Below are 17,038 nucleotides of genomic sequence, written 5' to 3' on the forward strand. Positions count from 1 at the left end.
CCTTTATTTGCCTATTGTACTCCTGAATTGTCCGGGACGCCTTGATCCCGGACGCAACAATTTAAGACTATTCACAATTAAATGTCTGCAAAATTGTCCAAATTTGGCAATGTTACACAATTCGGGTAAATCCCGCGTTCAGATCGGCAATCAGATCGTCGACGTTTTCCAGACCAATATGCAGGCGAATCAATGTGCCGCTGAAATCAATCTTTCCTTGTGGGCGGATGGCGGCGATATGTTCCGGCTGATTCGCGAGGATCAACGATTCATAACCGCCCCACGAGTAGGCCATGCTAAATAAACTGAAGTTATCCAGATAGTTCGCCAGTTCTTCATCGTTGAGTTTTTTCTTAAGCACAAAGGAAAATAGCCCGCTGCTGCCTGTAAAGTCTCGTTTCCAGAATTCGTGACCTTTACTTTCCGGCAGAGCAGGGTGGTTAACTCGCGCTACTTGCGGATGTTCTGCCAGCCATTCAGCCACTTTCAGACTGCTTTCATGATGTTGACGCAAACGCACACCTAATGTGCGCAGGCCACGGCTGGTCATATAAGCGGTATCGGCATCGACCATTTGTCCCATCAGATAAGCGTTCTCCCGTAGTTGCTCCCAGCAACGGGCATTGCATACTGCGGTGCCGATCATGGCATCCGAGTGACCTATCAGATACTTGGTTCCCGCCTGAATCGAAATATCAATACCAAAATCAAGAGCTTGAAAAAGCACCCCGGCAGCCCAGGTGTTATCGATCATAATGATGGCGTCTGGCACGACACTGCGCACGGCAGCAACAATCGCCGGAACGTCGTGGACTTCCATAGTGATGGAGCCTGGCGATTCCAGAAAGACGATTTTAGTGTTTGGCTGCAGATGTTTAACGATATCCGCGCCAATCAGCGGATCAAACCACGATGTTGTTACGCCCAGTTTGCTGAGGATTTTGCTACAGAAATCCTGACTCGGTTCATAGGCGGTATTGGTCATCAATACATGATCGCCCTGTTCGACAAAAGCAAGAATGGAATTGGCAACGGCGGCTGCACCGCAAGGAAACAGTGCACAGCCGGCGCCACCTTCCAGTTCGCACATTGCTTCTTGTAACGAGAAGTGGGTTAACGTTCCGCGCCGTCCATAGAACAATTCGCCGTTGGCGCGATTACGCGTCGCATGTTTTTTCGCTTCAACGCTATCAAAAACCAGCGAAGAGGCGCGCTGAATCACGCTATTCACCGCGCCGAGAGTGTATTTTTTGCTGCGTCCTGCATTCACCAGTTGAGTATCAAGCTTTTTGTCCGCCATGTCGGGATTCCTGTTTTTATACGTCTGGATGTCTAAACTAGCATGAATAACAGCGAGCGCATCCTGAAGAATTGGCATAAAGAAGAAAATTTTCGCAAATGGCGTTCTGGTGGCTTTTTTACTGCGTAAACGCAAAGAAAAGAAAGCAAAGGTACGGCAGTATGCAAATAGTAATGAGAACGACTATCAATTCGACGTCGTTTTGATATTATTATGCGCAGATTTTGTGACTTGCGTCCTGGAGATACACAGTGGGTAATAATTTAATGCAGACGGATCTTTCCGTCTGGGGTATGTATCAGCACGCCGATATTGTCGTTAAGTGCGTGATGATTGGGCTTATTTTGGCCTCCGTTGTCACTTGGGCAATCTTCTTCAGTAAGAGCGTAGAGTTCTTCAATCAGAAGCGCCGTCTTAAGCGCGAGCAGCAACTGCTGGCTGAAGCGCGTTCCCTAAACCAGGCCAACGATATCGCCGCTGATTTTGGTAGCAAAAGCTTAAGCCTGCATTTGCTCAATGAAGCGCAGAACGAGCTGGAACTGTCAGAAGGCAGCGACGATAACGAAGGTATTAAAGAGCGTACCAGCTTCCGCCTGGAGCGTCGGGTCGCCGCTGTGGGGCGTCAAATGGGACGCGGTAACGGCTATCTGGCAACCATTGGCGCGATTTCGCCGTTTGTGGGGCTGTTTGGTACGGTCTGGGGCATCATGAACAGTTTTATCGGTATTGCGCAAACGCAGACCACCAACCTGGCGGTGGTTGCGCCGGGTATCGCAGAAGCATTGTTGGCAACAGCAATCGGTCTGGTGGCAGCGATTCCGGCGGTCGTTATCTATAACGTATTCGCGCGCCAAATTGGCGGCTTTAAAGCGATGCTGGGTGATGTTGCAGCGCAGGTATTGTTGCTACAAAGTCGTGACCTGGATCTGGAAGCCAGCGCCGCTGCGCATCCGGTTCGTGTCGCACAGAAATTACGTGCAGGGTAATGCGCTATGGCAATGCATCTTAACGAAAACCTCGACGATAACGGCGAAATGCATGATATCAACGTGACGCCGTTTATCGACGTGATGTTGGTTTTGCTGATTATCTTTATGGTGGCGGCGCCGTTAGCGACGGTAGATGTGAAGGTGAACTTGCCTGCTTCTACCAGCACGCCGCAGCCGCGCCCGGAAAAACCGGTTTATCTGTCGGTGAAGGCGGACAACTCGATGTTTATCGGTAACGATCCGGTCACCGATGAAACGATGGTTACGGCGCTGAATGCGTTAACCGAAGGTAAGAAAGATACCACCATCTTCTTCCGTGCGGATAAAACCGTTGATTACGAGACGTTGATGAAGGTCATGGATACGCTGCATCAGGCGGGTTATCTGAAGATAGGTCTGGTCGGCGAAGAAACTGCCAAAGCGAAGTAAAGCAGAATTGCCTGATGCGCTACGCTTATCAGGCCTACAAATCTATCGCAACGTGTTGAATTTGCATGACATGTAGGCCGGATAAGGCGTTCACGCCGCATCCGGCAAGCGTTAAAAGCACGATGATGCCCGGTTGCTTCACACAACCGGGCATTTTTTTAGCCTAAATGTTCGCCGCCGCATACGCCGTGCACTTCTGCGGTGACGTAGCTCGACTCCTGACTTGCCAGATAAACATAAACAGGAGCCAGTTCCGCCGGTTGCCCCGCACGATTCATCGGCGTTTTCTGACCAAACTGCGGGATCTTATCCTGCGTCTGTCCGCCGGAAATTTGCAGCGCCGTCCAGATAGGACCCGGTGCGACAATGTTCACCCGAATACCTTTCTCCGCGACCTGTTTTGCCAGACCACGGCTGTAGTTCAGAATCGCCGCCTTCGTTGCCGCGTAATCCAGTAAATGCGGGCTTGGCTGGTATGCCTGAATTGACGAAGTGGTGATGATACTGGCACCTTTTGGCAGCAGGGGGATCGCTTCCTGGGTTAGCCAGAACAGCGCGAAAACGTTAATGGCAAAGGTCTTTTGAAACTGTTCGCTGGTGAGGTCTGCAATATCAGGAATGGCAACCTGTTTCCCGGCGACCAGCGCCATAATATCCAGCCCGCCTAACGCCTTATGCGCGTCGTGAACCAGCGAACGGGCAAATTTCTCATCGCTTAAATCGCCCGGCAGCAGAACGACTTTGCGTCCGCATTCTTCAATAATCTTTTTCACATCCTGGGCGTCTTCTTCTTCCGCCGGAAGATAACTGATCGCCACGTCAGCGCCTTCACGCGCGTAAGCGATGGCGGCAGCACGACCGATACCAGAATCGCCCCCTGTCACCAGTGCTTTACGATCTTTCAGGCGACCGCTACCAACATAAGTTTTCTCGCCACAATCCGGCACCGGCGTCATCTTCGCCTGGATGCCTGGCGTCGGTTGTTTCTGTTTGGGATATTCACCAGTGTAATACTGCGTGGTCGGGTCTTTTAAATGAGACATCGCTTTTCTCCCTTCAGGTTCAACGTCCTTTAAGGGTAGACGCTCTCGATGCGTTAATCAGGGAACCAGGAAGATCCCTAAACCTCAGAATTATGCGACAAAGGTTTAACGTATATGTTGATTTGCTGTTGCGCGCTGTTTACTCAATTGCGATATACTGTTGCCCGTTTTAACTACACGACAGGAATGTATGGAACGTTTTCTTGAAAATGCAATGTATGCTTCTCGCTGGCTGCTTGCCCCCGTGTACTTTGGCCTTTCGCTGGCGTTAGTTGCCCTGGCGCTGAAGTTCTTCCAGGAGATTATTCACGTACTACCGAATATCTTCTCGATGGCGGAATCTGATTTGATCCTCGTGTTGCTGTCGCTGGTGGATATGACGCTGGTTGGCGGTTTGCTGGTGATGGTGATGTTTTCCGGTTATGAGAATTTCGTCTCGCAGCTTGATATCTCCGAGAACAAAGAGAAGCTGAACTGGCTGGGGAAAATGGACGCAACGTCGCTGAAAAACAAAGTAGCAGCGTCGATTGTGGCAATCTCTTCCATTCACTTACTGCGCGTCTTTATGGATGCGAAAAACGTGCCTGATAACAAACTGATGTGGTACGTCATTATCCATCTGACGTTTGTGCTCTCTGCGTTTGTGATGGGCTATCTTGACCGACTGACTCGCCATAATCACTGATCTGATTCGGGCGCGGTCTCGCGCCCGTTATTAACATGTTATTTATCGGATGACGCCTGCCACAGATTCAGCTCGCCATCGGCGATATGCTGGTCAATCTGCGCCAGTTCCTCGGCGCTAAACGTCAGATTTTTCAGCGCCTGTACGTTCTCCTCCAGTTGTTCCGCACGGCTGGCTCCAATCAATACCGACGTCACGCGATCATCTTTCAGCAACCAGCTTAACGCCATTTGCGCCATAGACTGACCGCGCTGCTGTGCCATTTCATTCAATAAGCGCAGGCTGTTGAGGTTGGCTTCGGTGAGCATTTTCGGCGTCAGACCACGAACTTTATGACCTTCGCGATGCATCCGTGAATCCTCCGGAATACCGTTGAGATATTTTCCGGTCAGCAATCCCTGAGCCAGAGGAGTAAAGGCAATGCAGCCCACGCCGTTATTTTGCAGGGTATCCAGCAGGCCGCTTTTATCTACCCAGCGGTTCAGTAAATTGTACGAAGGTTGATGAATTAACAGCGGAATTTTCCACTCGCGCAGCAACTCGACCATTTTTTGCGTCCGCTCTGGCGAGTAAGAGGAGATCCCGACATAAAGCGCCTTACCGCTTTGTACCGCATGAGCCAGCGCAGAGGCGGTTTCTTCCATCGGCGTATTTTCATCCACGCGATGAGAGTAAAAAATATCGACATATTCCAGACCCATACGCTTCAGGCTTTGGTCGAGGCTGGCGAGCAGGTATTTACGTGAACCGCCAGAGCCGTAAGGGCCGGGCCACATATCGTAGCCAGCCTTGGTTGATATAATCAGTTCATCGCGATAAGCGGCAAAATCCTCCCGCAGCAGGCGACCAAAGTTCTCTTCTGCGCTTCCTGGAGGCGGCCCGTAATTGTTGGCTAAATCAAAGTGCGTAATGCCTAAATCAAAAGCTTTACGCAGGATCGCACGCTGTGATTCCAGCGCGTTAACGTGACCGAAATTGTGCCATAAACCGAGCGATAACGCGGGCAGGCGTAAACCGCTTTTTCCGCAATAGCGGTATTGCATCTGCCCGTAACGTTCGGGATTTGCTAACCAGACCATGACCTCTCCTTTCAACCGTTCAATTTCGAAACAATGTTTCTAGTTTAGCGATTCGCCAGCGTGTATCCCGTAGTGTGGCTCACAGAGTGACGAAAAACTGGGCAAAAACACGTGCTTATGCTTTGCTTAAAAAAACACCAGTTGAGGAGTGCAACGATGCCGCGTTTAACCGCCAAAGATTTCCCACAAGAGTTGCTGGATTACTACGACTATTACGCTCATGGGAAAATCTCGAAACGTGAGTTCCTCAACCTTGCGGCGAAGTATGCGGTGGGCGGGATGACGGCATTAGCGTTGTTTGATTTGCTCAAGCCAAATTATGCGCTGGCGACTCAGGTAGAGTTTACCGACCCGGAAATTGTTGCTGAGTACATCACGTATCCTTCGCCAAATGGTCACGGCGAGGTACGGGGTTATCTGGTGAAGCCCGCGAAGATGAGCGGCAAAATGCCAGCTGTGGTGGTGGTGCATGAGAATCGTGGACTGAATCCGTATATCGAAGATGTGGCACGGCGAGTGGCGAAGGCAGGGTACATCGCCCTGGCGCCAGACGGTTTAAGCTCCGTGGGTGGATATCCGGGGAACGATGATAAAGGTCGTGAGCTGCAACAGCAGGTCGATCCGACTAAGTTGATGAATGATTTCTTTGCCGCAATTGAGTTTATGCAACGCTATCAGCAAGCCACGGGCAAAGTGGGTATTACTGGATTTTGCTATGGCGGTGGTGTCTCAAACGCGGCTGCGGTGGCATATCCGGAACTGGCCTGCGCGGTGCCGTTTTATGGTCGCCAGGCACCCACCGCTGATGTGGCGAAAATCGACGCACCTTTACTGCTTCACTACGCTGAACTGGACACCCGAATCAACGAAGGCTGGCCTGCTTATGAGGCGGCGTTGAAAGCGAATAATAAGGTCTATGAGGCGTATATTTATCCGGGGGTTAATCACGGATTCCATAATGATTCCACGCCCCGTTATGACAAATCTGCCGCCAATCTTGCCTGGCAAAGGACGCTGAAATGGTTCGACAAATATCTCTCCTGATGGGTTTATCTCTTTCTGGATAACATTCTTAACATGCTGAAAAAAATAGCGTGCGCAAAAGTCGTTCTTTGCCTAAAATATCGCTATATAGGTTCATATATAACGTTTAAGGGCAAAACGATGAATAACCATTTTGGTAAAGGCTTAATGGCGGGATTAAAAGCAACACATGCCGACAGTGCGGTTAATGTGACTAAATTCTGTGCTGATTATAAGCGTGGATTTGTATTAGGCTATTCGCACCGGATGTATAAAAAGACCGGTGACCGCCAGCTCAGCGCCTGGGAAGCGGGTATTCTGACGCGCCGTTATGGACTGGATAAAGAGATGGTAATGGATTTCTTTCGTGAGAATAATTCCTGTTCTACATTACGATTTTTTATGGCTGGTTATCGCCTCGAAAATTGATCAAACATACGTATTATCTTGCTTTAATTAATTACACTAATGCTTCTTCCCTTCGTTTTAGCGCCCCGCCGCAGTATCATGACAATGATAACCTTAATAAATGTGTGGTAAATGGCGCATCGATCGCATTATTGATTTTGCGGTTGAGGCAAAATATATGCCAGGTCTTCGCAACGGAATAACTATAAATGACTGGAGATAACACCCTCATCCATTCTCACGGCATTAATCGTCGTGATTTCATGAAGCTTTGTGCAGCATTAGCCGCCACCATGGGGCTGAGTAGCAAAGCCGCCGCAGAGATGGCCGAATCGGTCACTAACCCGCAGCGCCCGCCGGTTATCTGGATTGGCGCGCAGGAATGCACCGGTTGTACGGAATCTCTGCTTCGTGCAACGCATCCAACGGTAGAAAACCTCGTGCTGGAGACCATCTCTCTGGAGTATCACGAAGTCCTTTCCGCCGCATTCGGCCATCAGGTTGAAGAGAACAAACATAACGCGCTTGAGAAGTATAAAGGGCAGTATGTGTTGGTTGTGGATGGTTCCATCCCATTAAAAGATAACGGTATTTACTGCATGGTTGCCGGTGAGCCGATTGTGGATCACATCCGCAAAGCGGCGGAAGGCGCAGCAGCCATTATTGCTATCGGTTCTTGCTCCGCGTGGGGCGGTGTCGCCGCAGCTGGGGTTAACCCCACCGGCGCGGTCAGCCTGCAAGAAGTTCTGCCGGGCAAAACCGTTATCAACATTCCAGGCTGTCCGCCGAACCCGCACAACTTCCTTGCGACCGTTGCGCACATCATCACTTACGGCAAACCGCCGAAACTGGATGACAAAAATCGTCCGACCTTCGCCTATGGCCGTCTGATTCACGAACACTGCGAACGTCGCCCGCACTTCGATGCTGGTCGTTTTGCCAAAGAGTTCGGTGATGAAGGCCACCGCGAAGGCTGGTGCCTGTACCACCTTGGCTGTAAAGGCCCTGAAACTTACGGCAACTGCTCAACGCTGCAATTCTGCGACGTTGGCGGCGTGTGGCCGGTGGCGATTGGTCACCCGTGCTATGGCTGTAACGAAGAAGGTATCGGCTTCCATAAAGGCATCCATCAGCTTGCCAACGTCGAAAATCAGACGCCACGCTCACAAAAACCGGACGTGAATGCTAAAGAAGGCGGCAACGTCTCTGCGGGTGCTATCGGTTTGCTTGGCGGCGTGGTTGGGCTGGTTGCCGGTGTCAGCGTGATGGCGGTGCGTGAACTGGGTCGTCAGCAAAAGAAAGATAACGCTGACTCACGGGGAGAATAACCGTGAACAGACGTAATTTTATTAAAGCAGCCTCCTGCGGGGCATTGCTGACGGGCGCGTTGCCGTCGGTCAGCCATGCGGCTGCTGAAAACCGCCCGCCAATTCCGGGATCGCTGGGTATGTTGTATGACTCGACCTTGTGCGTAGGCTGCCAGGCTTGCGTCACCAAGTGTCAGGATATCAACTTCCCTGAACGTAACCCACAAGGGGAACAGACCTGGTCGAACAACGACAAACTGTCGCCATACACCAATAACATCATTCAGGTGTGGACCAGCGGCACGGGGGTCAACAAAGACCAGGAAGAGAACGGCTACGCGTACATTAAGAAACAGTGTATGCATTGCGTCGATCCGAACTGTGTCTCTGTGTGCCCGGTTTCCGCGCTGAAAAAAGATCCGAAAACCGGCATTGTCCATTACGACAAAGACGTGTGCACCGGCTGCCGTTACTGCATGGTTGCCTGCCCGTACAACGTGCCGAAGTACGACTACAACAACCCGTTTGGTGCGCTGCATAAGTGTGAGCTGTGTAACCAGAAAGGTGTGGAACGTCTCGATAAAGGCGGTCTGCCTGGCTGCGTAGAAGTGTGCCCGGCGGGTGCGGTGATTTTTGGTACGCGTGAAGAGCTGATGGCTGAGGCGAAAAAACGTCTGGCGCTGAAGCCGGGCAGCGAATACCACTATCCGCGTCAGACGCTGAAATCTGGCGACACTTACCTGCACACGGTGCCGAAATATTATCCGCATCTGTACGGCGAGAAAGAGGGCGGCGGTACTCAGGTTCTGGTACTGACCGGCGTGCCTTATGAAAATCTCGACCTACCGAAGCTGGACGATCTTTCTACCGGTGCGCGTTCCGAAAATATTCAACACACCCTGTATAAAGGCATGATGCTACCACTGGCTGTGCTGGCGGGCTTAACCGTGCTGGTTCGTCGCAACACCAAAAACGACCATCACGACGGAGGAGACGATCATGAGTCATGATCCACAACCGCTGGGCGGCAAAATCATCAGTAAACCGGTCATGATTTTTGGACCGTTAATCGTCATCTGTATGCTCCTGATTGTGAAACGTCTGGTGTTCGGTCTGGGCTCTGTCTCCGACCTGAACGGCGGCTTCCCGTGGGGCGTGTGGATCGCGTTTGACCTGCTGATCGGCACCGGCTTTGCCTGTGGCGGCTGGGCGCTGGCGTGGGCGGTATACGTCTTTAACCGTGGGCAATACCATCCGCTGGTGCGTCCGGCGCTGTTGGCGAGTCTGTTTGGTTACTCACTGGGTGGCTTGTCGATCACTATCGACGTGGGTCGCTACTGGAACCTGCCGTACTTCTACATTCCAGGTCACTTCAACGTGAACTCGGTACTGTTCGAGACGGCGGTCTGTATGACCATCTACATCGGCGTGATGGCACTGGAGTTTGCTCCGGCACTGTTTGAACGTCTGGGCTGGAAGGTGTCGCTCAAACGTCTGAACAAGGTGATGTTCTTCATCATCGCGCTTGGTGCGCTGCTGCCGACCATGCACCAGTCTTCAATGGGGTCGCTGATGATCTCGGCGGGCTACAAGGTGCATCCGCTGTGGCAGAGCTATGAAATGTTGCCGCTGTTCTCGCTGCTGACGGCGTTCATCATGGGCTTCTCGATTGTCATCTTTGAAGGTTCGCTGGTGCAGGCGGGTCTGCGCGGCAATGGTCCGGATGAGAAGAGCCTATTCGTCAAGCTGACCAACACCATCAGTGTGTTGCTGGCGATTTTCATCGTGCTGCGCTTTGGTGAGCTAATCTATCGTGACAAGCTGTCCTTAGCGTTTGCCGGTGACTTCTACTCCGTGATGTTCTGGATTGAAGTCCTGCTGATGCTCTTCCCGCTGGTCGTTCTGCGTGTGGCGAAGCTGCGCAATGATTCCCGTATGCTGTTCCTGTCAGCACTGAGCGCGCTGTTAGGTTGTGCAACCTGGCGTCTGACCTATTCGCTGGTGGCATTTAACCCAGGCGGCGGTTACGCCTACTTCCCGACCTGGGAAGAACTGTTGATTTCTATTGGTTTTGTGGCTATTGAGATTTGCGCTTACATCGTACTCATTCGTCTACTGCCGATACTTCCTCCTTTAAAACAAAACGATCATAATCGTCATGAGGCGAGCAAAGCATGAGCCAGAGAATTACTATTGATCCGGTAACCCGTATTGAAGGGCATTTACGCATCGATTGCGAAATCGAAAATGGCGTCGTTTCGAAAGCATGGGCTTCCGGAACCATGTGGCGCGGCATGGAAGAGATCGTGAAAAACCGCGATCCGCGCGATGCATGGATGATTGTGCAACGTATCTGTGGCGTATGTACTACCACTCACGCGCTGTCTTCCGTTCGTGCGGCAGAGAGTGCGCTGAATATCGACGTTCCGGTTAACGCGCAATACATCCGTAACATCATTCTGGCTGCGCACACCACGCATGACCATATCGTTCATTTCTATCAGCTTTCGGCGCTGGACTGGGTGGACATCACTTCTGCACTGCAAGCTGACCCAACCAAAGCCTCCGAAATGCTGAAAGGCGTTTCGACCTGGCATCTGAACAGTCCGGAAGAGTTCACCAAAGTTCAGAACAAGATCAAAGAGCTGGTTGCCAGCGGTCAGTTGGGTATTTTCGCCAACGGCTACTGGGGTCACCCGGCGATGAAACTGCCGCCGGAAGTGAACCTGATTGCGGTAGCTCACTACCTGCAGGCGCTGGAGTGCCAGCGTGACGCTAACCGCGTCGTGGCTCTGCTGGGCGGTAAAACGCCGCACATTCAGAACTTGGCGGTAGGTGGGGTCGCTAACCCAATCAACCTCGACGGTCTGGGCGTGCTGAACCTTGAGCGCCTGATGTACATCAAGTCTTTCATCGACAAGCTGAGCGACTTTGTTGAGCAGGTTTACAAGGTTGATACCGCAGTTATCGCCGCGTTCTACCCTGAATGGCTGGAACGCGGTAAAGGTGCAGTGAACTACCTGAGCGTGCCGGAATTCCCGACCGACAGCAAAAACGGTAGCTTCCTGTTCCCAGGCGGCTACATTGAGAATGCGGATCTGTCCTCGTATCGTCCGATCACTTCCCATTCCGATGAATACCTGATCAAAGGGATTCAGGAAAGCGCGAAGCACTCCTGGTATAAAGACGAAGCACCGCAGGCACCGTGGGAAGGCACAACCATTCCTGCTTATGATGGCTGGTCTGACGACGGTAAATACTCGTGGGTGAAATCACCGACTTTCTACGGCAAAACGGTAGAAGTGGGTCCGCTGGCGAACATGCTGGTGAAACTGGCGGCAGGACGCGAGTCTACCCAGAACAAACTGAATGAAATCGTTGCAATTTATCAGAAACTGACTGGCAACACGCTGGAAGTGGCGCAACTGCACTCCACGCTGGGGCGTATTATTGGTCGTACTGTTCACTGCTGCGAATTGCAGGATATCCTGCAAAATCAATACAGTGCACTGATCACCAATATCGGCAAAGGCGACCACACCACGTTCGTGAAGCCGAACATTCCGGCAACGGGTGAGTTCAAAGGCGTTGGCTTCCTTGAAGCACCGCGCGGTATGCTCTCTCACTGGATGGTGATCAAAGACGGTATCATCAGCAACTATCAGGCAGTTGTTCCGTCAACCTGGAACTCTGGCCCGCGTAACTTCAATGATGACGTCGGCCCTTACGAACAGTCGCTGGTAGGCACGCCGGTTTCTGATCCGAATAAACCGCTGGAAGTGGTGCGTACCATTCACTCCTTCGACCCGTGCATGGCCTGCGCGGTACACGTAGTGGATGCCGACGGCAACGAAGTGGTTTCAGTGAAGGTTCTGTAATGCGTATTTTAGTCTTAGGGGTCGGCAATATTTTGCTGACCGATGAAGCCATCGGTGTGCGGATTGTCGAAGCGTTAGAGCAACGATACATTCTGCCGGATTATGTTGAAATCCTCGATGGCGGCACGGCGGGAATGGAGCTGCTTGGCGACATGGCAAATCGCGATCATCTGATCATTGCGGATGCCATTGTGTCGAAAAAGAACGCGCCGGGAACGATGATGATCCTGCGGGATGAAGAAGTTCCGGCGTTGTTTACTAACAAAATCTCTCCGCATCAGCTTGGCCTGGCCGACGTATTGTCGGCCCTGCGCTTCACCGGCGAGTTTCCGAAAAAGCTGACGCTGGTCGGCGTGATCCCGGAATCACTGGAGCCGCACATCGGCTTGACGCCGACGGTAGAAGCGATGATTGAACCTGCGCTTGAGCAGGTTCTGGCTGCGTTGCGCGAATCAGGCGTGGAAGCTATCCCACGGGAGGCTGCTCATGACTGAAGAGATAGCAGGTTTCCAGACCTCCCCGAAGGCGCAAGTACAGGCAGCGTTTGAAGAAATTGCCCGGCGTTCGATGCACGATCTTTCTTTTCTGCATCCTTCAATGCCGGTGTATGTTTCCGACTTTACGCTGTTCGAAGGTCAGTGGACGGGGTGTGTGATCACCCCGTGGATGCTGAGTGCAGTTATCTTCCCCGGCCCGGATCAACTCTGGCCGCTGCGCAAAGTGAGTGAAAAAATCGGTCTGCAACTGCCGTATGGCACTATGACCTTTACCGTTGGTGAACTGGACGGTGTTTCGCAATACCTCTCCTGCTCGCTGATGTCGCCGCTTTCGCACAGCATGTCGATTGAAGAGGGTCAACGCCTGACGGATGACTGTGCGCGAATGATCCTTTCGCTGCCGGTCACCAATCCGGATGTACCACACGCAGGGCGTCGCGCCCTGCTGTTTGGTCGCAGGAGTGGCGAAAATGCATGAGTTGTCGCTTTGCCAGAGCGCCGTTGAGATTATCCAACGGCAGGCGGAGCAGCACGATGTTAAGCGCGTCACCGCCGTGTGGCTGGAAATTGGCGCGCTCTCCTGCGTTGAGGAGAGCGCCGTCCGTTTTAGTTTTGAAATTGTCTGCCAGGGAACGGTGGCGCAAGGGTGCGATTTACATATCGTCTATAAACCCGCCCAGGCCTGGTGTTGGGATTGCAGCCAGGTAGTGGAGATTCATCAGCACGATGCGCAGTGCCCGCTCTGTCATGGCGAGCGGTTGCGTGTCGATACCGGCGATTCGCTGATCGTCAAAAGTATTGAAGTTGAATAAGACTGCGGACAACGCCTGAAAAGCGCACGGACGGTTCCCTCGCCCCTCCGGGGAGAGGGTTAGGGTGAGGGGAAACACCCAAAGGTTTTTTTCGCGTTTGTCTGCAATCGAAATAACCGGAGTTAACAATGTGTATTGGCGTTCCAGGCCAGGTGCTGGCTGTCGGTGAAGATATTCACCAGCTTGCGCAGGTTGAAGTATGTGGTATCAAGCGCGACGTGAATATCGCGCTGATTTGCGAAGGTAACCCTGCCGATCTGCTGGGCCAGTGGGTACTGGTGCACGTCGGATTTGCCATGAGCATCATCGACGAAGACGAAGCCAAAGCCACATTAGACGCACTGCGCCAAATGGATTACGACATTACCAGCGCGTGAAAATTAGCTTTCGTAGGCCTGATAAGACGCGGCAGCGTCGCATCAGGCATTGTGCTCGATTGCCGGATGTGGCGTGAACGTCTTATACGGCCTGGATGGCTTGCTGCGACGAACGCTAACCCTTACCCCTGACGCTTATCTTCTGTATTTGTCTCGAAATCACTGGCGTCATGGCGCTCATGCAACTGCTCATTCAGCGGTCCGTTGGTGCGGTTAACAATACGCCCACGCTTCACCGCCGGACGTTCGCCTACTTCTTTCGCCCAGCGTTGTACGTGTTTATAACTACCTGCATCAAGAAACTCTGCGGCATCATACACGCCGCCTAACACCACGTTGCCAAACCACGGCCAAATCGCCATATCCGCAATGGTGTACTCATCGCCCGCAACAAACTTATGCTGCGCCAGTTGCTTATCAAGCACGTCGAGCAGGCGCTTGGCTTCCATGGTAAAGCGGTTGATGGCGTACTCAATTTTCACCGGCGCGTAATGGTAAAAGTGACCAAAACCACCGCCGAGGAACGGCGCAGCGCCCTGTAACCAGAACAACCAGTTCAGTGTTTCCGTCCGTTTTGCCAAATCCTGCGGCAAGAAGTAGCCAAATTTCTCTGCCAGATAAAGCAGGATCGAACCAGACTCAAACACGCGGATTGGCGGATTATGCGTATGATCGCGCAGCGCGGGGATCTTCGAGTTCGGATTCACTTCCACAAAGCCGCTGGAGAATTGATCGCCATCGCCAATGCGAATCAGCCAGGCGTCGTACTCTGCACCAGTAACGCCCAGCGCCAGCAGCTCCTCAAGCATAATCGTTACTTTCTGACCGTTTGGCGTGCCCAGAGAATAGAGCTGTAACGGGTGCTTGCCAACCGGCAGCGTTTTTTCATGCGTCGGGCCAGAAACCGGGCGATTGATATTGGCGAATGCGCCGCCAGCAGATTTATCCCACGTCCAGACTTTCGCGGGCTGATAAGTATTGTCTGTCATACTGAATTGCCTTCTGAGTGGTAGTGTTGAAGCAGTGTAGCAGTTCGATTGCTATACAGATTGTGAATTTTTTAACCCTTTGCGCCAGCCGCTGCGTTGAGGTGTATGATAAGTCAGACCTCTGTCCGGTTAATGTCGCTGAGCAGGTAATCAGAGCACAACAATTACGCCAACTGCTTAGGTTGTATTGTTAAAGGTAAAGTGATGAGCAAAGGAACGACCAGCCAGGATGCCCCGTTCGGGACATTATTGGGCTACGCCCCAGGTGGTGTAGCAATCTACTCTTCAGATTACAGTTCTCTCGATCCGCAGGAATACGAAGATGACGCCGTATTCCGTAGCTATATCGACGACGAATATATGGGCCACAAATGGCAATGCGTTGAATTTGCTCGCCGTTTTCTCTTTCTGAATTACGGTGTGGTCTTCACAGACGTGGGTATGGCGTGGGAGATTTTCTCGCTGCGCTTCCTGCGTGAAGTGGTTAACGACAACATCCTGCCGTTGCAGGCATTTCCTAACGGTTCGCCGCGTGCGCCAGTCGCGGGTGCGCTTCTTATCTGGGATAAAGGCGGAGAATTTAAAGACACCGGCCATGTCGCCATCATTACCCAATTGCATGGCAACAAAGTTCGCATTGCTGAACAAAACGTGATTCATTCCCCGTTGCCGCAAGGGCAGCAGTGGACACGCGAACTGGAGATGGTGGTCGAAAACGGCTGCTATACCCTGAAAGACACTTTTGATGACACCACCATTCTGGGCTGGATGATCCAGACGGAAGATACTGAATACAGCTTACCGCAGCCGGAAATTGCAGGCGAGCTGCTGAAAATCAGCGGAGCGCGCCTGGAAAACAAAGGCCAGTTTGACGGTAAATGGCTGGATGAAAAAGATCCGCTGCAAAACGCCTATGTGCAGGCCAACGGTCAGGTGATCAATCAGGATCCATATCATTACTACACCATTACCGAGAGTGCCGAGCAGGAGCTGATTAAAGCCACCAACGAGCTGCACCTGATGTATCTTCACGCTACCGATAAGGTGCTGAAAGATGACAACCTGCTGGCATTGTTCGATATTCCAAAAATCCTCTGGCCGCGTTTGCGCCTCTCCTGGCAGCGTCGCCGGCACCATATGATCACTGGTCGCATGGATTTCTGTATGGATGAGCGTGGCCTGAAGGTCTACGAATACAATGCCGATTCCGCCTCTTGTCATACTGAAGCGGGCTTGATCCTCGAACGTTGGACGGAGCAAGGCTATAAAGGCAACGGCTTCAATCCGGCGGAAGGGCTGATTAACGAACTGGCAGGCGCATGGAAACACAGTCGTGCACGTCCATTTGTCCATATCATGCAGGACAAAGATATCGAGGAGAACTATCACGCGCAGTTTATGGAGCAGGCGCTGCAACAGGCGGGCTTTGAAACGCGTATCTTGCGCGGGCTGGATGAACTGGGCTGGGATGCTGCCGGGCAACTGATTGATGGGGAAGGGCGACTGGTTAACTGCGTATGGAAAACCTGGGCGTGGGAAACGGCGTTTGATCAGATTCGTGAAGTCAGCGACCGTGAGTTTGCTGCGGTGCCGATTCGTACCGGGCATCCGCAAAATGAAGTGCGTCTTATCGACGTATTGCTGCGCCCGGAAGTGCTGGTCTTTGAGCCGCTGTGGACGGTGATCCCCGGCAACAAAGCGATTCTGCCGATCCTCTGGTCGCTGTTCCCGCACCATCGCTATCTGCTGGATACTGATTTCACTGTTAATGATGAACTGGTGAAAACCGGTTATGCCGTGAAGCCGATTGCCGGTCGCTGTGGCAGCAATATTGACCTCGTCAGCCATCATGAAGAGGTGCTTGATCAGACCAGCGGTAAATTTGCCGAGCAGAAAAACATCTATCAACAGTTGTGGTGCTTGCCGAAAGTGGACGGTAAATACATCCAGGTATGTACCTTCACCGTTGGCGGCAACTATGGCGGGACTTGCTTGCGCGGCGATGAATCACTGGTCATCAAAAAAGAGAGTGATATTGAACCGTTAATTGTGGTGAAAGAGTAATACATGTTGTAGCAACCTCGTACTGATTATAAAGAGTATCAGTACGAGGATTAATCAAAATATTTAATGTTTATATATTTTATTATTTATTCATTTCACGCATGAATACATGGGCGGGCTAAATGTCTGTGTATTAATTATATCTAATAATTTTGAAT

Annotated in this window: 18 protein-coding genes; 14 read left to right on the forward strand and 4 right to left on the reverse strand. The window is 51.9% G+C overall.

The features are described 5' to 3' along the window. Positions 1-112 precede the first annotated feature (112 nt). Positions 113-1,300, reverse strand: coding sequence for a cystathionine beta-lyase (gene metC / locus A7098_RS21715; RefSeq protein ID WP_010347810.1), 1,188 nt, complete (start codon positions 1,298-1,300; stop codon positions 113-115). Positions 1,301-1,551: 251 nt separating this feature from the next. Here metC and exbB point away from each other — a divergent pair, with 251 nt between their 5' ends. Then, positions 1,552-2,286 (forward strand): tol-pal system-associated acyl-CoA thioesterase, encoded by a 735-nt coding sequence (gene exbB / locus A7098_RS21725; RefSeq protein ID WP_000527844.1) that lies wholly within the window; start codon positions 1,552-1,554, stop codon positions 2,284-2,286. A gap of 6 nt (positions 2,287-2,292) precedes the next feature. Beyond that, positions 2,293-2,718 carry a TonB system transport protein ExbD gene (gene exbD, locus A7098_RS21730; protein ID WP_001240714.1) on the forward strand — a complete coding sequence of 142 codons (426 nt, stop codon included), beginning with the start codon at positions 2,293-2,295 and terminating at the stop codon, positions 2,716-2,718. A 158-nt stretch (positions 2,719-2,876) separates the two neighbouring features. Here the strand turns inward: exbD and yghA are convergent, their stop codons facing one another. Continuing rightward, the gene (yghA, locus tag A7098_RS21735; protein ID WP_105281401.1) at positions 2,877-3,761 is read right to left on the reverse strand and encodes an NADP(+)-dependent aldehyde reductase; all 885 of its coding nucleotides are present in this window, start codon (positions 3,759-3,761) and stop codon (positions 2,877-2,879) included. Positions 3,762-3,951: 190 nt separating this feature from the next. On the opposite strand from yghA, the gene A7098_RS21740 reads away from it, so the two are divergent. Further along, positions 3,952-4,446 (forward strand): TIGR00645 family protein, encoded by a 495-nt coding sequence (locus A7098_RS21740; RefSeq protein WP_000439331.1) that lies wholly within the window; start codon positions 3,952-3,954, stop codon positions 4,444-4,446. 38 nt (positions 4,447-4,484) lie between these two features. Here A7098_RS21740 and gpr read toward each other — a convergent pair whose 3' ends face one another. After that, on the reverse strand, positions 4,485-5,525 hold the full coding sequence (gene gpr, locus A7098_RS21745; RefSeq protein ID WP_105281402.1) for an L-glyceraldehyde 3-phosphate reductase: 1,041 nt from the start codon (positions 5,523-5,525) through the stop codon (positions 4,485-4,487). A gap of 156 nt (positions 5,526-5,681) precedes the next feature. Here gpr and yghX point away from each other — a divergent pair, with 156 nt between their 5' ends. The 10 genes from yghX to hybG all read left to right on the forward strand — a co-directional run bounded on the left by yghX (position 5,682) and on the right by hybG (position 13,827). Continuing rightward, positions 5,682-6,569, forward strand: coding sequence for a YghX family hydrolase (gene yghX, locus A7098_RS21750; RefSeq protein WP_123056776.1), 888 nt, complete (start codon positions 5,682-5,684; stop codon positions 6,567-6,569). Between the two features lie 120 nt (positions 6,570-6,689). Continuing rightward, positions 6,690-6,977, forward strand: a complete 288-nt coding sequence (gene yghW / locus A7098_RS21755; protein WP_001059138.1) for a DUF2623 family protein YghW — start codon at positions 6,690-6,692, stop codon at positions 6,975-6,977. Between the two features lie 188 nt (positions 6,978-7,165). Then, on the forward strand, positions 7,166-8,284 hold the full coding sequence (gene hybO / locus A7098_RS21765; RefSeq protein ID WP_000145410.1) for a hydrogenase 2 small subunit: 1,119 nt from the start codon (positions 7,166-7,168) through the stop codon (positions 8,282-8,284). A gap of 2 nt (positions 8,285-8,286) precedes the next feature. After that, complete coding sequence (gene hybA, locus A7098_RS21770; RefSeq protein WP_001081870.1) at positions 8,287-9,273, forward strand: hydrogenase 2 operon protein HybA; 987 nt, start codon at positions 8,287-8,289, stop codon at positions 9,271-9,273. After that, on the forward strand, positions 9,263-10,441 hold the full coding sequence (hybB, locus tag A7098_RS21775; RefSeq protein WP_000017694.1) for a Ni/Fe-hydrogenase cytochrome b subunit: 1,179 nt from the start codon (positions 9,263-9,265) through the stop codon (positions 10,439-10,441). The genes hybA and hybB overlap by 11 nt, the downstream gene beginning before the upstream one ends. Then, positions 10,438-12,141, forward strand: a complete 1,704-nt coding sequence (gene hybC, locus A7098_RS21780; protein ID WP_105281405.1) for a hydrogenase 2 large subunit — start codon at positions 10,438-10,440, stop codon at positions 12,139-12,141. Before hybB ends, hybC begins: the two co-directional genes overlap by 4 nt. After that, a complete protein-coding gene (locus tag A7098_RS21785) occupies positions 12,141-12,635 on the forward strand; it encodes a HyaD/HybD family hydrogenase maturation endopeptidase (RefSeq protein ID WP_001221938.1) in 495 nt (164 codons plus the stop codon). Before hybC ends, A7098_RS21785 begins: the two co-directional genes overlap by 1 nt. Continuing rightward, on the forward strand, positions 12,628-13,116 hold the full coding sequence (hybE, locus tag A7098_RS21790; RefSeq protein WP_000134014.1) for a hydrogenase-2 assembly chaperone: 489 nt from the start codon (positions 12,628-12,630) through the stop codon (positions 13,114-13,116). The genes A7098_RS21785 and hybE overlap by 8 nt, the downstream gene beginning before the upstream one ends. Further along, positions 13,109-13,450, forward strand: a complete 342-nt coding sequence (gene hypA, locus A7098_RS21795) for a hydrogenase maturation nickel metallochaperone HypA (RefSeq protein ID WP_000544957.1) — start codon at positions 13,109-13,111, stop codon at positions 13,448-13,450. Before hybE ends, hypA begins: the two co-directional genes overlap by 8 nt. 128 nt (positions 13,451-13,578) lie before the next feature. After that, positions 13,579-13,827 carry a hydrogenase maturation factor HybG gene (hybG, locus tag A7098_RS21800; RefSeq protein ID WP_000334896.1) on the forward strand — a complete coding sequence of 83 codons (249 nt, stop codon included), beginning with the start codon at positions 13,579-13,581 and terminating at the stop codon, positions 13,825-13,827. A 122-nt stretch (positions 13,828-13,949) separates the two neighbouring features. Here the strand turns inward: hybG and yghU are convergent, their stop codons facing one another. Beyond that, positions 13,950-14,816 carry a glutathione-dependent disulfide-bond oxidoreductase gene (yghU, locus tag A7098_RS21805; protein WP_000131798.1) on the reverse strand — a complete coding sequence of 289 codons (867 nt, stop codon included), beginning with the start codon at positions 14,814-14,816 and terminating at the stop codon, positions 13,950-13,952. A 204-nt stretch (positions 14,817-15,020) separates the two neighbouring features. Between yghU and gss the strand changes: the two genes are divergently transcribed. After that, the gene (gene gss / locus A7098_RS21810) at positions 15,021-16,880 is read left to right on the forward strand and encodes a bifunctional glutathionylspermidine amidase/synthase (protein ID WP_010347796.1); all 1,860 of its coding nucleotides are present in this window, start codon (positions 15,021-15,023) and stop codon (positions 16,878-16,880) included. Positions 16,881-17,038: the final 158 nt, after the last annotated feature.

This window comes from Escherichia sp. MOD1-EC7011, from assembly GCF_002965005.1.
GTDB lineage: Bacteria > Pseudomonadota > Gammaproteobacteria > Enterobacterales > Enterobacteriaceae > Escherichia > Escherichia ruysiae.

Bases quoted from the DNA above. Each gene is read 5' to 3' on its own strand.
- metC (WP_010347810.1), bottom strand. From the start codon at position 1,300: ATGGCGGACAAAAAGCTTGATACTCAACTGGTGAATGCAGGACGCAGC.
- exbD (WP_001240714.1), top strand. From the start codon at position 2,293: ATGGCAATGCATCTTAACGAAAACCTCGACGATAACGGCGAAATGCAT.
- yghA (WP_105281401.1), bottom strand. From the start codon at position 3,761: ATGTCTCATTTAAAAGACCCGACCACGCAGTATTACACTGGTGAATAT.
- A7098_RS21740 (WP_000439331.1), top strand. From the start codon at position 3,952: ATGGAACGTTTTCTTGAAAATGCAATGTATGCTTCTCGCTGGCTGCTT.
- gpr (WP_105281402.1), bottom strand. From the start codon at position 5,525: ATGGTCTGGTTAGCAAATCCCGAACGTTACGGGCAGATGCAATACCGC.
- yghX (WP_123056776.1), top strand. From the start codon at position 5,682: ATGCCGCGTTTAACCGCCAAAGATTTCCCACAAGAGTTGCTGGATTAC.
- yghW (WP_001059138.1), top strand. From the start codon at position 6,690: ATGAATAACCATTTTGGTAAAGGCTTAATGGCGGGATTAAAAGCAACA.
- hybO (WP_000145410.1), top strand. From the start codon at position 7,166: ATGACTGGAGATAACACCCTCATCCATTCTCACGGCATTAATCGTCGT.
- hybB (WP_000017694.1), top strand. From the start codon at position 9,263: ATGAGTCATGATCCACAACCGCTGGGCGGCAAAATCATCAGTAAACCG.
- hybC (WP_105281405.1), top strand. From the start codon at position 10,438: ATGAGCCAGAGAATTACTATTGATCCGGTAACCCGTATTGAAGGGCAT.
- A7098_RS21785 (WP_001221938.1), top strand. From the start codon at position 12,141: ATGCGTATTTTAGTCTTAGGGGTCGGCAATATTTTGCTGACCGATGAA.
- hybE (WP_000134014.1), top strand. From the start codon at position 12,628: ATGACTGAAGAGATAGCAGGTTTCCAGACCTCCCCGAAGGCGCAAGTA.
- hypA (WP_000544957.1), top strand. From the start codon at position 13,109: ATGCATGAGTTGTCGCTTTGCCAGAGCGCCGTTGAGATTATCCAACGG.
- hybG (WP_000334896.1), top strand. From the start codon at position 13,579: ATGTGTATTGGCGTTCCAGGCCAGGTGCTGGCTGTCGGTGAAGATATT.
- yghU (WP_000131798.1), bottom strand. From the start codon at position 14,816: ATGACAGACAATACTTATCAGCCCGCGAAAGTCTGGACGTGGGATAAA.
- gss (WP_010347796.1), top strand. From the start codon at position 15,021: ATGAGCAAAGGAACGACCAGCCAGGATGCCCCGTTCGGGACATTATTG.